Here is a 14,446-nt window from a genome sequence, read left to right as displayed (position 1 = left end):
TCTGGTATTCCACGTGCGCCGTGGAAATCGTGATGCCGCGCTCCTTCTCTTCGGGAGCCTTGTCGATCTGGTCGAAGGCCACGTACTCGCCGAAGCCGCGCATGTGCGACAGCTTGGTGATGGCGGCGGTCAGCGTGGTCTTGCCGTGGTCGATATGACCGATGGTGCCGATGTTGACGTGCGGCTTATTGCGCTCGAATTTGGCCTTACCCATGGTAAATCCCCCTCAAGTGGTCGTTCTTAGTGTGGCTGCCGCCAGTTGATTTTGCTTTGTGGAGCCCACGACCGGATTCGAACCGGTGACCTCTTCCTTACCAAGGAAGTGCTCTGCCGACTGAGCTACGTGGGCCTATCTTATGAAGCGAGGCCGGTGGGACGTGACGTGGAGCGGGAAACGGGACTCGAACCCGCAACCCTCAGCTTGGAAGGCTGATGCTCTAGCCATTGAGCTATTCCCGCGTCTAATCCGCAGTCCGATCGACGGTTTCAGCCGCCTCCTGCGCTTCTCAAAAATCTCGTGGTGGTGGGGGGTGGATTTGAACCACCGAAGGCTGACGCCGACAGATTTACAGTCTGTTCCCTTTGGCCACTCGGGAACCCCACCATCTTCTTCTGGAGCTGGCGATGGGACTTGAACCCGCAACCTGCTGATTACAAATCAGCTGCTCTGCCAATTGAGCTACGCCAGCGCCAAGACGGCGAGGCTTAGCCCTTCTCCAGGCTTAACGCAAGGGCTTTTTTGAGCCCTCGCGGGAAAATGCCTTCCAATCTCAAAGAGCGGCGGCCTAACTGACAGAACCCGAAGGACTTGTCAAGGGTGCCGCATCATTTATTTTCTCGCCCGCTCCAGCAGCCGGATAAGGCCACCAGCCGCAAGCGCGAGGAGGGATACTGCACTGCTTTCCCGGTTACGTCCAGCGAAAAATCAATCCCCGGCCGAAAATTCATCCTCTCCCGCGCAGCCAGCTCCGTCTGGAAACGTAGGCCACGCGCGGTCCGGCGCCCGACTCCGGCAGCAGGGCGAACATGTCCCCCCCCAGGCGAAGGCCCGAAACGTCCCCGAACGTGATGGCTCCCGTGGGGCAGGCCTCGGCGCAGGCGGTGGTGTAGCCTTCCGGCCCGTGGGCGATCAGCCGGTGTACGCAGAAGGTGCATTTCTCCACCACGCCCTTGGGGCGCACCGCCGCGAAGGGCGTCACCGCCGCGTCCATGCCCTTGGGCCAGACAGGCTCGCGCTCGTTGAAGCGCCGCACCCCGTAGGGGCAGGCCTTCACGCAGGAGCGGCAGCCGATGCACTGCGGCGTGGTCTGGCTGACGATGCCCCCGAGCGAACTGACGCGCGTGGCCCCCGTGGGGCACACCGGCACGCAGGGCGGGTTCGCGCAGTGCATGCAGGGCCTGGGCAGGAAGGCCGCGTCCGAATCCGGGAACTGGAGGCCGTTGGTGCGTCGCTCCAGCGTGATCCAGTCCATGCGCGAACCGGGAGCGACGTTGTTCTCCACCCTGCAGGCGGCCATGCAGGACCCGCAGCCGGTGCAGGCGTCCACGTCGATGACCATTCCCCAGACTGGCGAACTCATGCGGGCTCCAGGGTCGCGCGGCAGGCGTCCCAGCGACGCGCCGGACCGTTCCCGGCGGGGCGCGAGTCCATGGCGGCACGGATCGCGTATATTTGTTCCCGCGTGGGGGTCAGGACGGCGTGCCCGTCCATGACTGACTCGTCCAACGCCACCGTCACGTCCGCGCCGCCGGAATGCCCCTTGAGCCGGGCTCTTGATCCTTCCCGCAGGCGGAGGGTTTTCGCTGTCGCCGCATTGAGCCGTACGGAGGGGAGCGCCCCGCCCTGCCCGTCCGGAATCAATTTTTCAGGCGCGGGCCGGACAAGCAGCGTCAGCGGACGCTCCAGGTCTGACGCCTCCGGACCTGTGGCCCCGGCCAGCAACGTTGACCCGAGAGTGAACCCGCCCTCCCGGACGGTCGAGCGTATGCGCGGGCCGCACCACAGGCGCCCGGCCTGCAGCTCGCGCCAGGGATCCGCCTCCGGCGCGGGCCTGCCCTCCCCGGCCAGCACCTTCCAGGGCTCCACGCCACGGGCCACGAAGCCCTCCTCCCCTTCCAGCGCGACGGCCAGGGCGCGCTGCCGGGCCTGGTGGGACGGGCCCGCTCCGGGCAGGCCCAGGCGCGATGCAACCTCCAGCAGCACGTCCGCCGGGTGGCGGCAGTCGCCCATGGGGCGCAGCAGCGAACGGGCCAGGCCCAGGCAGGGGAAAGCCAGGCCGTAGGGAGTGCGCATGTCCTCCTGGCGTTCCAGGGGCATGGGCGCGGGAAGCACCAGGTCGCACGGGGCGGCCGAGGCCGTGAGGCGGTCCGCGAAGCAAGCCTTGAATCCCATACGCGACAAAGCTCGTGCGGTGAGCACGCCGTCGGGCAGCTCCACCAGGGGATCGGCCTCCACCAGCAGCAGGACCTTGGGCGCGGGCCGCTCCCCCTGGGCCACGGCGCGCAGCCGGTCCAGGAGATCATCCGACGGGGCGGGAGCTCCGGGCGTCGCCGGGAGGCCCTCCACCAGAATGACGCCCCCGGGCCGGTTCAGCCGCCCGGCAAATGCGTTGGCCGCAAGGCCGGCCAGGATCGTGGACTCGTCCGCGCCGGAACCATATGCGGCCCCGGCGATGAGCACGCCGCCGTCCGCCAGGACCCGGGCCGCGTTCTCGAGGTCCGCTGGCTTCAGCCCAGTGGCTGCATGCACCAACTCGGGCGTGAACCGCGAACGTATCAACTGGAGGAATTCGGGAAGGTCCGGGGCCTCGCAACGGACCAGGCCGAGCGCGTCCAGGTGCCAGCACAGGCCAAGGGCCGCCGTGGCTTCCTTTCCGGCAGCCAGGGGCACCCAGGCATCGCACAGGGCGGCCGTGGCCCCGCGCTCGGGGCCGAAATAATACGCTTTCCCCTGCTTCTCCCGCCCGCGCGAACTGGCCCAGGCCCGGCGCAGGTGCGGCGAGGCGGGCATGGAGCCGAAGGCGTCCGCCCCCAGGAGCACCAGCCCGCGCGCGTTGTCCAGGTCGTAGCCCGGGGTGCCCGTGAGGCCCATGAGCGCGGCGGCCCGGGCGGCCGTGGCTACCTCGGAGGGCATGGCCGCGTGGGCGGCCCCCAGCCCGGCCCCCAGCCCGGCCACCAGTGCGGCGCAGAACGCGGCGGCAACCTCGCGCCCGCAGGATTCGCGGGCCTGCGAGACCACCAGGGTTTCGCCCCGTGCCTCGCTCAGGCGGGCGGCGAGCAGGTCCAGGGCCTTGGACCAAGCCACGGGCTCCAGGCGGCCCTCGGAGTTTTTGAGCAGAGGCACGCTCAACCGGCCTGGATGGGCCAGGGCGCGCACCTGCTCCAGGTCCGCCGGGGGCAGGCCGCAGCGGCCCAGGGGGTTCTCCGGGTTGGCGCGCACCAGCATGGGCCTGCCGCCCGAGGTGAGCACGCGGATGCCCGTGCCGAACTCTCCCGCAGCGCTGACGGTATCCACATGCTCCAGCGGCCCGGCGGGCGGGTGCGGCAGGTCAGGCGGGGAGTGCTCGCGGCGCTCCAGTTGGCGCAGGGCGTCCCAGGGGGCGGGGCTGGCGGCCGCGCCCACGGCGGCCCCGGCGGCCAGGGCAGCGGCGCACTTGAGGAATGTTCTGCGTTTCGACGCCATGGGGGCCTACCGGTGGCAGAGCACGCAGTCCTGCCCCGCGCCGCTGGCCTGGTGGCACTCGCGGCAGCGCTGCATGGACATGGTCCAGTTGGTGTAGCCGGAGATCCTGTCGCGGCGCAGGGTCGGGTAGTCCTCGCGGGACATGTCCGGGTGGCAGGCGGCGCAGGCGGCCTTGAGGTGCGGCCCGTGGGGGAAGCGCACGTGGCCGGGCTGGGCGGCCAGCACGAGCCAGGGCACCTCCTTGCGCTTCTTCACGTATTCGGTGACCAGCTTGTCGGCTTCCTTCTCGTCGTCGGAGCGCCCGCCCGTAGGGTCCTGATGGCACCCGGCGCAGACCGCCACGCGGGGCAGGCCGCCGAAGGCCCCGCCCGGCGCGGTGAAGTGGCAGGCGGCGCAGGGCACCTCCTGACGGGCATGGACCGAATGGCTGAAGCGGATGGGCTGGGTGAACGTCCGGGAGGCCAGCCTGGGCCAGGCCAGCCAGCCGCCGCCGAGGCCGATGGCCAGCCCCGCGGCAAGACAGGCCGCCAGCAGCGGGCGGACCGAAACGCGTGAGACGCCGTGGGCGGGCGTCCCCCTGCCCACGGCGTCTGAAGAATCCGGCCTCTCCCCTTCGGGAGCGCCCCCCTCGCCACGCGCGCGAATCAACTGTCCGGGCCGCTCTTGGCGTTTCGGCCGTACACGTCCTCGAAGCGCACGATGTCGTCTTCTTCAAGGTAGGGGCCGGTCTGGATCTCGATGATCTCCACGGTGACCTTGCCGGGGTTGGAGAGCCGGTGCACCGTGGCCTTGGGGATGTCCACGGACTGGTTCTCGGTGAGCAGGGTCTCCTTTTCGCCCACCTGCACCAGGGCCGTGCCCGAGACCACCACCCAGTGCTCGGAGCGGTGGTGGTGCATCTGCAGGGAGAGCTTGCCTCCGGCGGGCACCTCGATGCGCTTGATCTTGTAGTGGGGGCCTTCCTCCAGCACGGTGTAGCTGCCCCAGGGGCGGCGCACCGTGACGTGGGCGTTGATGAGCTCGCTGCCCTGCTTCTTGAGCGCGCCCACCACGTCCTTGACCTTCTGGGACTCGCTCTTGGGGCAGACCAGCGTGGCGTCGCGGGTCTGGACCACGATCATGTCATCGAGGCCCACGCAGGCGAGCTTGCCCCCGCGCGAAATGAGCAGGCTGTCCTTGCAGTCCAGGGCCAGCACGTCGCCCTGCACGGCGTTGCCGCCGGTGTCCTTGCAGCCCATGCGGTAGATGGCCTCCCAGTTGCCCAGGTCGTCCCAGGTGAAGGAGGCCTCGATCACGGCCTGGCTGTCCATCTTCTCCACCACGGCGTAGTCCACGGAGATGTCGGGGATGGAGTGGTAACCGGAGCACAGGGGGGCCTCGGCGCGGCGCTCCCACCAGTCCCAGAACACGGGCTGGTGCGCGCGGACGGCATCCAGGAAGGCCGTGGCCGAGAAGACGAACATGCCGCTGTTCCAGTAGTATTCGCCGCTCTCCAGGTAGCCACGGGCGGTGGCCAGGTCGGGCTTCTCCACGAAGGAGCGCACGTCGAAGGCTCCGGGCGCCAGGGGCTCGCCCCTGCGGATGTAGCCGTAGCCGGTCTCGGGCTTGTCCGGGGCGATGCCGAAGGTCACCAGCCGACCCTCGCGGGCCAGGGGCAGGGCCTTGCCCAGCGATTCCACCCAGCCGCCGTTGGAGCCCACCATGTGGTCCGAAGGGAACACGGCCACCAGCGCGTCGGGGTCGCTCGCCACGATGCTGTCCAGGGCCAGCAGGATGGCGGGCAGGGTGTTGCGGCCCACGGGCTCGGCCAGCACGCCCTTTTCCAGCGCGGGGTTGATCTCGCGCAGCTGGGAGCGCACCTCGAACACGTGCTCCTCGTTGGTGACGACCCACACGTTGCGCGGGTCGAAGACGTCCAGGGCGCGGTTCACCGTGCGCTTGAGCAGGCTCTCTCCCCCATCGAGGGAGAGCAGCTGTTTGGGCAGCAGCGTGCGGGAGAGCGGCCAGAGGCGGGTGCCTGAACCGCCCGCCAGGACCACGGCGTGGCAGTGCGGGAAAAGTTCGGAGGCTTCGGTGGGTTTCGTCATGGATTGGGCTCGCGTGGTGTTGGAGGATCAGCCTTCGAATACGAACGGTGACTCGAAGTCCTTGAAGAGGCCGAGCTTGGTGTCCTTGGAGGAGAGGATCGGGTCGGACACGCCCCAGTCGATGTTCAGGTCCGGGTCGCACCAGAGGATGCCGCTGTCGTTGTTCGGGGCGTAGAGCTCGTCCACCTTGTAGAGGAACTCCACGTTCTCGGTGAGCGTCACGTAGCCGTGGGCGAAGCCTTTGGGCACGAAGAGCTGCAGGAAATTGGACTCGCTGAGCACGAAGGACTTCCACTGCCCGTAGGTTGGGGAGCCCTTGCGCAGGTCCACCACCACGTCCAGCACCTCGCCGCGCGTCACGCGCACGAGCTTGGTCTGGGCCTTGGGCGGGGTCTGGAAGTGCAGGCCGCGCAGCACGCCCTTGCAGCGCGAGAGGGCGTGGTTGTCCTGTATGAAGTCGCAGGCGATGCCCTGCGCGTCCAGATTGGCCTTGTTGTAGCTCTCCATGAAGAAGCCACGCTCGTCCTGGAAGACCTTGGGGGCGTAGAGCCAGAGCCCTGGAATGCCGGTGGCCTCGAAACCCACGGCGTTACCTCCTGAATGATTCAGTGATCGAAACTGGGGCGGTATACCCCAATAGCCTCCCACGGGCAACCGCGAGAGGACGGACGGAAAGGCCGGGTGTCAGCAGCCTTCCAGCAGGGCGCGCGCGTCGTGGCTGGAGCGCACCAGCGGGCCGCAGTACATGTGCGCGACGCCCAGGCTCCGGCCCAGCTCGGCCACCTCGGCGAACTCGTCGGGGTGCACGTAGCGCTCCACGGGCAGGTTGCGCCGGGAGGGCCGCAGGTACTGCCCCACGGTGACCATGTCGCAGCCCACGCGGGCCAGGTCGGCCAGCACGCGCTCGAGCTGCTCGCGGGTTTCGCCCAGGCCGAGCATGAGCCCGCTTTTGGTCTTCGCCCTGCCGCCGTGGGCCTTGGCCCTGGCCAGCAACTCCAGGCTGCGTGCGTACACGGCCCCGGCCCGCACCGTGGCGTAGAGCTCGGGCACGGTCTCAAGGTTGTGGTTGAGCACTTCGGGAGCGGCCTCCAGCACGGTGTGCAGCGCGGCCTCATTCCCCTGGAAGTCCGGGATGAGCACTTCGATGCTGGCTCCGGGCAATTCACTGCGCACGGCGCGGATGGTGGCGGCGAAGATGGCGGCCCCGCCGTCGGGCAGGTCGTCGCGGGTCACGGAAGTTACGACCACGTGCTTGAGCGAGAGCTTGGCCGCCGCCAGGGCCACGCGCCCGGGCTCCTCGGGGTCCGCGGGGTCCGGGAGGCCCGGGGTGATGTTGCAGAAGGCGCAGCCGCGCGTGCACACCCCGCCCAGAATCAGGAAGGTGGCCACGCCCTTGCCGAAGCACTCGAAGATGTTGGGGCAGCGGGCCTGCCTGCACACGGTGTGCAGCTCCTGCCCGGCCACCACGGAGGCGGTCTTGGCGAAGGCCGGGTCGCGCGGGAGGCTGACCTTGAGCCACTCGGGCAAACGCGGCTGGCGCGGCTGCCGGGCGGGGCTAGCCTCTGGCGAGGCGCAGGAAGGCTTGGACGAGCTCATGCTTGACGCTCCCGATGTCGGCCCGCTCGGCGGGCAGGCCCGCGCGCGCAAGCTCCAGGGCGGCGGAGGTCATCTCCACGCCGGGCAGGCCGCAGGCGGTTATCACATTGAAGAGGGAAATATCCGGCCCCACGTTCAGGGCCAGCCCGTGGTAGCTGACCCAGCGGCGCACGCCCACGCCCACGCTGGCTATCTTGCGCGGCCCGGTCCACACGCCGGGGCGGCCCTCGCTGCGCCCGGCCTCGATGCCAAGGCCCGCCAGCACATCGATGGCCGCCTGCTCCAGGTCGGAGAAGAAGCGTTTCAGCCCGCCCGGGCGGCCCGAAAGGCGCATGACCGGGTAGATCACGGCTTGGCCCGGGAAGTGACAGGTCACGCTGCCGCCCCGGCTGGCCTTGGCCACATCCACGCCCCGGGCGCGCAGCTGATCCGGGGTCTCCAGAAGGAAGGCCTCTCCGCCGTGGCGGCCGAAGGTGACCACCGGCCGGTGCTCCAGCACGAAGATGCGCTCCTCGCCCCCGGCGAGCACCTCCTCCACGGCGGGCTCCTGCAGGGCCAGGGCCTCGCTGAAGCCTATGGTTCCCAGGTCGACGACGCGCATCACTTGCCCCGTGGGCCTTTGGGACCCTTGGGGCCACCCGGGCCAGCTCGCCTTGCACCAGCTTTGGCAGGACCGGACTTGGCCGGGCCAGATTTTGCCGGACCGGATTTTGCCGGACCCGATTTTCCCGGCGCGGATTTACCCTGGCCGGACTTGGCCGGGCCGGACCGCCCCGCTCCGGGCGGACGGCCGGGCGCCCCGGCGCCGCGCGGCTTGCGTTCGCCCGCCTGAACCTTGGGTGACCGCTCAGAAGTCTCTCGGGCGGGAGCGCCAGGCATCTCGGAAGACTGTTGCCCCCTGACCTCACCGGGCGCGGAGGAGTCCAGCGGGCAGACCAGGGCCCCGGTCTTGGGGTCGCGCATGGGGGATTCGGGCAGCTCGGCCTCCACCAGCGCGCCGGAGAGCAGTCCGCGCGGGGGCTGGACGAAGGTCATCAGCCGGATGCCGTCCTCGGCGCAGGCGTAGACCCCCTGCCCGCCGGGAAGCGCGAAACGGTGCGAGACCACCCGGGAGTTCACATCCTTATATTGAGGCTGCTCGCCGGACATGAGCAGGAAGGCAAGGCTGACCCTGTCCTTGTCCAGATCGGCGTAGTCGGTGAGACGCGCCAGCCAGGCCGGGATGCCGTCGGCCGGGAACGTGAAATGGCACCAGGAGCGCCAGCGCGGTGCCAGCATGGGGCAGGGGGCGTCGTGGGTGCAGGGGGACTGGGGGTAGAGCCCCTCCTCCATGAGCGCCTCGCGCAGGCGGGAGAGCAGCCCGCCGCCCAGGCGGGTGCCCGGCTCCACCAGGAGCAGCCGCCCGTTCGCCGCCAGACGGCCGGTCAGGACCTCGGCCACGCGGTCCAGGGCGTCGCGGCCCTCCTCGCCCCGGCCTCCGGCCAGCTCGTTCAGGGCGTTGAGCGCCGTCACCAATTGGAACGGCCCCTGGGGGGCCTTGTGCAGCGGGCCCTGGACCATCTCGATGCTCCAGGCCTGCCCGGCCTCCCCGGCCAGGGCCTCGAACAGGGCCTTGCCCGCGCGCATGACGCTGCCGGTCTGGTCCAGGCAGACGAAGCGCAGCCTGCGCGTGCGCAGCTGCGGCCTGGCGATCCACAGGGCCTGCACCAGGGTCAGCGGCCCGCAGCCCAGGTCCAGCACGGAGGAGCCCTCAGGCAGATCCAGGGCCAGCCCGTGCAGCAGGCGGGAGACGCGGTAGAGGTTCCAGGGCAGGAAATAATAGAGGTAGGCCGAGAGGTTGGCCGGGCTGGAGAGGTAGTTGGCCTGCGGGCCGGGGCCGCGCTCCGCCGTGAGCGCCAGGGAGAGGCGCTTGACGTCGGCGGGGAGCCCCATGCTGTGCTTGGGCTTGAGGGGATGCGCCGTGTGCAGGACGCGGCGGTAGTCCTCCAGTGCGGCGGCCAGCTCGGGCGGGGCCTGGATGAAGAGGGGGCGCGCGCTGCGCAATCTGCCCTGTGTGTCAGCCTGCATGGGTGAACCTCATGGAACCGATGAAAGAATCCTGAAAACCGGGCCGGGCGGCCACGTCCACCAGCCGGGACCTGCGGGGCAGCTCAGACAGCCAGGCCCGCACGTCCTCGCGGGCGGCAGCCAGGCAGGCCCCCTCAAGAGATGTGTTGCCCACGGCCCGGACCTTGAGCGCACCGCCGGGAGGAAGGAAGCCCAGGGACTCCAGATCCTGCGGGGAGACGTGCTCGCCCAGGGCTCCGGCCAGCAGGACGGACTGCAGGGCCGCGAAGCCGAGCCCGGCCTCCTCCAGAAGGAAGCGCACCGCCACGTTGAAGGCGGCCTTGACCTTGAGCAGCGCCTCCACGTCGGAGGCGAACAGGCTCACGCCGCCCGCATCCAGCCGGGGCTCGCCGCCATCGTCCCTCAGTCCGGCCAGAAAACGCGCGGCCAGGGGCGAGGGGGATTTGCGGTCGAAGCGGCCTTCCGGGGTCAGCGCGCCCGCGGCCAGCAGCCGGGCGGCCAGGCTCACGTAACCCGTGCCGGAGACGCCGCGCGCCGCGCCGCCGCCGAGCACCTCTGGCACGAGCCCGGCGGGCGTTGCAGCGAAGCGGACCGCCGCGTGCGGCCCCGCCAGCATGCCCTGGGCCATGCCCACGCCTTCCAGCGCGGGCCCCATGGGCACGCTGGCCAGCAGCACCTCGCCGCCGGGAAGCTCCAGGGCGAATTCGCCGTTGGTGCCCAGGTCGGCCAAAAGATAGGGGGGCTCGGGCCTGGTGTCTCCCAGAGCCGGGGAAAAGGCCAATGCGGCAAGCCCGGCGCTCACGTCGCCGCCCACGAAGGGCGCGGGGAGCGGCGGGATGTAGACCCGGGGCAGGCGCGCGTCAAGCTCGGCGTGCTCGCCCCCGGGCCAGCCGACCCGGTAGGGCGCGGCGGCCAGGCCGGAGGCGTCCAGGCCCAGGGCCAGCAGCGTCATGCAGGTGTTGCCCGCCAGGCATATCTTTACCGGCGTGCAGGGCAGCCCCCGGACAATCTTCATTATGGATGAAGTGACGGCCTCGCGCAGGCGCTCCGCCCCGCCCGGCAGGGAGGCCAGGGAGAGCCTGGCCATCACCTCGGAGCCGGCCCCAAGCTGCGGGTTGGGAAACTGCCCGCCAAGAGTTTGGCCCGCGCCCTCGAAGCGCCAGTGCACGGAGGTGGTGCCCAGGTCCACGCCCAGCACGCCGTCGCAGGCTGCGGGCAACTCCAGGGCTGAGCCCTGCTCCGGCGCCTCCAGGGCGGCCTCCACCACGCTGCCGGGCACGGGAGGCCGCAGGCAGGCCAGCCGCCAGCCTTCGCGCAGGCGGTCATGGAGCAGGCGCCGGGTTTCCTCCGGCAGGGGCTCGGGCGCCCCTTCCAGGAAGCGCACCCGGCACAGCCCGCAGCGGCCAGCGCCGGAGCACAGGGGCTTGCCCCTGTATGCCCCGGCCGCAAAAAGCGCCTGGGCCAGGGTGAACCCTGGCTGAATGACCAGGGTCACTGGCGAGCGCCCTTTTCCGGGCAGGACAGAGAAGGTTTTCATGGGGCTTGAAGATGCTTCCGCCGGGTTCGGAGCGCAAGCACTTTTCGTTCGGGTCAAACTTCAAGCGTATATCACATTTTCAAGCGCTGGCAACGCCTGTTTGTTTGTGATTAGCGGCACTTGTCCTAAATATGTCAAAAATCGGCGAAAAGTCTGGACATTATTTTTGCCCGCGACTAAGAAGAAAGCCAGGATACGATTGACGCGGGGTCATGGGCTTGATCTGTTGCGAACAGCCCTCCCGCAAGGCGCCCCACCTCCCGGAGTTGTTCCCCACGGGCGCCGCATTTAAAAGCATGAAGCCGAAGACACGAATGGATCACCGGACTCCGCCCGGGGAGATGGTCCGGACTTTCAAACACTGTCTACAACGGCAATAAAAAAAGGAGACGAGGAAAGAGATGCCCTGCACCACACCCCTTGCCCCCTGGATGAGCGTCCGCACCTTGCTTGTGGTCGCCATCCTACTCACCACAACCGCCTGCGGATCGAAACAGTACTCCAGCAAACAAGTCCTCGCCGACGACACAAACTCCACCGAATCCATCACCGCCAGCTTCGAACCTGCCTCCCCCTTCCTGCGCATGGGCGGCAACCAGTTCTGCACCCTCCCTGTGCCCAGCGTCGTTGCGGGAACCAAGAATCCCTTCGATCTCGTCAGCATGAGCGGCTCAACCACCAACCAGCGGCTGCTGGCCCTGGCCTTCAGCCAGATCGGCACGCTCTACCGCCCCGGCGGCACAGAGCCCTCCACCGGGTTCGACTGCTCCGGTTTCACCACCTGGGTCTACAGCAAGCTCGGCGTGAACCTGCCCCGCAGCTCCCGCGAGCAGTTCCAGGAAGGCAAAGTGATCGCCAAAAGCCAGCTGCGAAAAGGCGACCTGGTCTTCTTCGGCAACAAGCACCGCATCACCCACGTCGGCATCTACCTTGAAGACAACAAGTTCATCCACAGCTCCAGTTCCGGCGACACCGTCAAGATTTCCAGCCTGGACGAACCCACCTGGGAGCGCAAGTACACCGGCGCGCGCCGGGTGTTCTAGGCCTTCCGGGGCGGGCTCTCCGTCCGGCTGACCGGCCCTTGGGGGCGAAAGCGCAGGCTTTCGCCCCTTTTCATTTCAACCGGATTCGTCTATGCTTACAGGAAATCCAGTTGCCGTGAGGGTTCGGCGCATGGCCAGCCCCAAAAAAATACAGCCGAAAAAAATCATCAAGACAACGCTCACCTTTCTGGCCGGGCTCGCCCTGCCGGTCTCGCTCGCCGTGGGCTGGCATGTGGCGTACGGCCAGCAGGATGCCCCCGACAAGCCGAGGCAGGCCTACACAGGGGGCCCGCAGCGCGTGCCCCAGCCCTATCAGCCTGGCCCGGTGGCCACCAGCGCCCCGCAGCCCCAGGCCAAACCGGCCCAGACCGCCCAACCGGCGGCCCAGGCGTCAACAAAGCAGCCTGTGAACGTCGCCTCCGTGGAGCAGGCTCCGACCGTTCCCGCCGGGGATGAACTGGACGACATGCGGCGGATTTTCTCCAGCACCGTGCAGCAGCCCAACATGGAACGCATGGACCGCTACATCAAGGGCTGGAAAAACGCCCCCAAGGTGCAGCAGGCCCTGGAGGACCGGCGCAACAGGCTGGCCCGCATGGACAGGCGCTTCCTCGATTTCGTCCGGGAGGACGTGTCCGCCCAGCTCAAGCAGCGCGGGATGACCTTCGAGCGTTCGCAATATTTCGTCTACGCCGACCGAAACCCCAAGACCCAGTTCGTCCTGGTGGGTTTCTACGACTCTGACGCCCGGCACATCGAATTCCTCGGTGCGGACCTCATGTCCTCGGGGAACCTCGAAAAGGGCGGAGACTACTACGTCACGCCCACGGGCGTATTCGAGAACCTGGTGGACAACTTCGGCTACAGGGCCCTGGGCACCCCCAACCAGGAGGGCTGGCGCGGGCTTGGCGCCAAGGACAGCCGCGTGTGGGACTTCGGCGACCAGAAGAGCGTGAAGAAATACAAGGGCGGCAACACCGTGAGCCAGATGCGGCTGCTGATGCACTCCACCGACCCCGACAAGGGCGAGCCCCGGCTCGGACGGACGGACTCCAAGGGTTGCGTGCGCATCTCCCACACGCTCAACCACTTCCTGGACACCTACGCCATTTTGGACCTCAACTACGAGCAGTGGGCCAAGACCCGACCCGAGTCCTGGCTGCTCAAGAAGGACCGCCGCCCCGTGTCCCACCCCGGCAAATATCTGATCGTCGGGGACTCTTCCTCCTACTTTACGGCCCAGGCAAACCCCTGAGCGCCGGGTTACCCCATGACTGAATCCCCCCAGGCCGTGAAGCCGCCCCCTGAGCGCGTGCTCTGCATCGACGACGATTCGTCCATACGCGAGAGCATCAGCGCCTATCTCTCCGACGTGGGCTACTCCGTCGAGACTGCCCCCAACGGCGACACGGGCCTTAAAATCCTTGAGCACACCCCGTTCGACGCCGTGCTGCTCGACCTCTCCATGCCGGGCGTCAGCGGCCTGGAGGTGCTGGACCAGACCACCCGGTCCCACCCCACCCTGCCGGTAATCGTCATCTCGGGAACCGGCAACGTCCACGACGTCATCGCCGCCCTGCGCCTGGGCGCGTGGGACTTTCTGACCAAGCCCATCGAAGACCTGGACCTGCTGCATTACGTGCTGCGACGCAGCGTGGAGCGCTCCCGCCTGCGCCAGGAGAACGAGCGCTACCGGCTGCGCCTGGAATCCCTGGTGGAGGAACGCACCCTGGCCCTCTCCGAGGAGGTTCGCGAACGCCGGCTGGCCGAGGAGGCCCTGCGCAAATCCCTGCACGAGAAGGAAGTGCTCCTCAAGGAAGTGCACCACAGGGTCAAAAACAATTTGCAGGTGGTCTCCAGCCTGCTTTCCCTTCAGGCCCTGCGTCACGACGATCCCCGCCTCAACGAGTGCCTGCTGGACAGCCAGACCAGGGTCCGGGCCATGGCCCTGGTTCACGAGAAACTGTACAACTCCGAGGACCTGAGCCGCGTGGACCTGGGCAGCTACCTGGACCGCCTTACGCACTTCCTGCTGCAGACATACAGCCACACCGGCCTGACCATCACGCCGGACATCGCCTGCGACCCCGTGTCCCTGCCAGTGGACACGGCCATCCCCTGCGGGCTCATCCTGAACGAGCTGATCTCCAACTGCCTCAAGCACGCCTTCAGCGACCGCGGGGAGGGCGTGATCACCCTGCGGCTGCTCCGCGAGGGGGAGATGATCAACCTTCGTGTCGACGACAACGGGAAGGGCCTGCCCCAGGGCTTCCAGCTCGGGCGGGTGGACACCCTGGGCCTGCAGCTGGTGTACAACCTGACCCAGCAGCTCAAGGCCAGCCTCCACGTTGCGGGGCTCGACCCGGGCACATCCTTCCAGCTGAGCTTCCGCCACCCCGAGCCTCCCGCAGCCTGACCCCGGTTTCCCGAAAGC

13 protein-coding genes and 4 tRNA genes are annotated in these 14,446 nt (G+C 68.4%); 3 read left to right on the top strand and 14 right to left on the bottom strand.

The genetic code is table 11. The annotated features are described in order from the left end of the window. The 14 genes from MLE18_RS17310 to MLE18_RS17245 all read right to left on the bottom strand — a co-directional run. Positions 1-214 (bottom strand): GTP-binding protein (locus MLE18_RS17310; protein WP_243440055.1); only part of this gene is annotated, 214 nt, incomplete at its 3' end. A 59-nt stretch (positions 215-273) separates the two neighbouring features. After that, positions 274-349: transfer RNA gene (locus MLE18_RS17305), tRNA-Thr, on the bottom strand. Positions 350-383: 34 nt separating this feature from the next. After that, positions 384-459: transfer RNA gene (locus MLE18_RS17300), tRNA-Gly, on the bottom strand. A gap of 59 nt (positions 460-518) precedes the next feature. Continuing rightward, positions 519-604 (bottom strand) — tRNA-Tyr (locus tag MLE18_RS17295). Between the two features lie 9 nt (positions 605-613). Further along, positions 614-689 (bottom strand) — tRNA-Thr (locus tag MLE18_RS17290). A 255-nt stretch (positions 690-944) separates the two neighbouring features. Then, positions 945-1,580, bottom strand: a complete 636-nt coding sequence (locus tag MLE18_RS17285) for a 4Fe-4S dicluster domain-containing protein (RefSeq protein ID WP_243440054.1) — start codon at positions 1,578-1,580, stop codon at positions 945-947. Continuing rightward, positions 1,577-3,682 (bottom strand): molybdopterin-dependent oxidoreductase, encoded by a 2,106-nt coding sequence (locus tag MLE18_RS17280; RefSeq protein ID WP_243440053.1) that lies wholly within the window; start codon positions 3,680-3,682, stop codon positions 1,577-1,579. The genes MLE18_RS17285 and MLE18_RS17280 overlap by 4 nt, the downstream gene beginning before the upstream one ends. A 6-nt stretch (positions 3,683-3,688) precedes the next feature. Beyond that, a complete protein-coding gene (locus tag MLE18_RS17275; RefSeq protein WP_243440052.1) occupies positions 3,689-4,267 on the bottom strand; it encodes a cytochrome c family protein in 579 nt (192 codons plus the stop codon). A 59-nt stretch (positions 4,268-4,326) separates the two neighbouring features. Further along, positions 4,327-5,769 (bottom strand): mannose-1-phosphate guanylyltransferase/mannose-6-phosphate isomerase, encoded by a 1,443-nt coding sequence (locus MLE18_RS17270; RefSeq protein ID WP_243440051.1) that lies wholly within the window; start codon positions 5,767-5,769, stop codon positions 4,327-4,329. 27 nt (positions 5,770-5,796) lie between these two features. Then, positions 5,797-6,354 carry a dTDP-4-dehydrorhamnose 3,5-epimerase gene (rfbC, locus tag MLE18_RS17265; protein WP_243440050.1) on the bottom strand — a complete coding sequence of 186 codons (558 nt, stop codon included), beginning with the start codon at positions 6,352-6,354 and terminating at the stop codon, positions 5,797-5,799. Positions 6,355-6,453: 99 nt separating this feature from the next. Beyond that, the gene (gene lipA, locus MLE18_RS17260; RefSeq protein WP_243440049.1) at positions 6,454-7,365 is read right to left on the bottom strand and encodes a lipoyl synthase; all 912 of its coding nucleotides are present in this window, start codon (positions 7,363-7,365) and stop codon (positions 6,454-6,456) included. Further along, positions 7,325-7,966 (bottom strand): lipoyl(octanoyl) transferase LipB, encoded by a 642-nt coding sequence (gene lipB, locus MLE18_RS17255; protein ID WP_243440048.1) that lies wholly within the window; start codon positions 7,964-7,966, stop codon positions 7,325-7,327. Before lipB ends, lipA begins: the two co-directional genes overlap by 41 nt. Next, the gene (locus tag MLE18_RS17250) at positions 7,966-9,432 is read right to left on the bottom strand and encodes a small ribosomal subunit Rsm22 family protein (RefSeq protein ID WP_243440047.1); all 1,467 of its coding nucleotides are present in this window, start codon (positions 9,430-9,432) and stop codon (positions 7,966-7,968) included. The genes lipB and MLE18_RS17250 overlap by 1 nt, the downstream gene beginning before the upstream one ends. Next, on the bottom strand, positions 9,422-10,969 hold the full coding sequence (locus tag MLE18_RS17245) for an ASKHA domain-containing protein (protein WP_243440046.1): 1,548 nt from the start codon (positions 10,967-10,969) through the stop codon (positions 9,422-9,424). The genes MLE18_RS17250 and MLE18_RS17245 overlap by 11 nt, the downstream gene beginning before the upstream one ends. A 401-nt stretch (positions 10,970-11,370) precedes the next feature. On the opposite strand from MLE18_RS17245, the gene MLE18_RS17240 reads away from it, so the two are divergent. The 3 genes from MLE18_RS17240 to MLE18_RS17230 all read left to right on the top strand — a co-directional run bounded on the left by MLE18_RS17240 (position 11,371) and on the right by MLE18_RS17230 (position 14,428). Continuing rightward, the gene (locus tag MLE18_RS17240; protein WP_243440045.1) at positions 11,371-12,012 is read left to right on the top strand and encodes a C40 family peptidase; all 642 of its coding nucleotides are present in this window, start codon (positions 11,371-11,373) and stop codon (positions 12,010-12,012) included. Positions 12,013-12,142: 130 nt separating this feature from the next. Then, positions 12,143-13,267, top strand: coding sequence for a hypothetical protein (locus tag MLE18_RS17235; protein WP_243440044.1), 1,125 nt, complete (start codon positions 12,143-12,145; stop codon positions 13,265-13,267). 15 nt (positions 13,268-13,282) lie between these two features. Further along, on the top strand, positions 13,283-14,428 hold the full coding sequence (locus MLE18_RS17230; RefSeq protein WP_243440043.1) for a histidine kinase dimerization/phosphoacceptor domain -containing protein: 1,146 nt from the start codon (positions 13,283-13,285) through the stop codon (positions 14,426-14,428). Positions 14,429-14,446: the final 18 nt, after the last annotated feature.

It is taken from the genome of Fundidesulfovibrio soli (assembly GCF_022808695.1).
In the GTDB taxonomy this organism is placed as follows: Bacteria; Desulfobacterota; Desulfovibrionia; order Desulfovibrionales; family Desulfovibrionaceae; genus Fundidesulfovibrio; species Fundidesulfovibrio soli.
The sequence above is the reverse complement of the archived record's forward strand: the minus strand, read 5'-3'. Positions and strand labels throughout refer to the sequence as shown.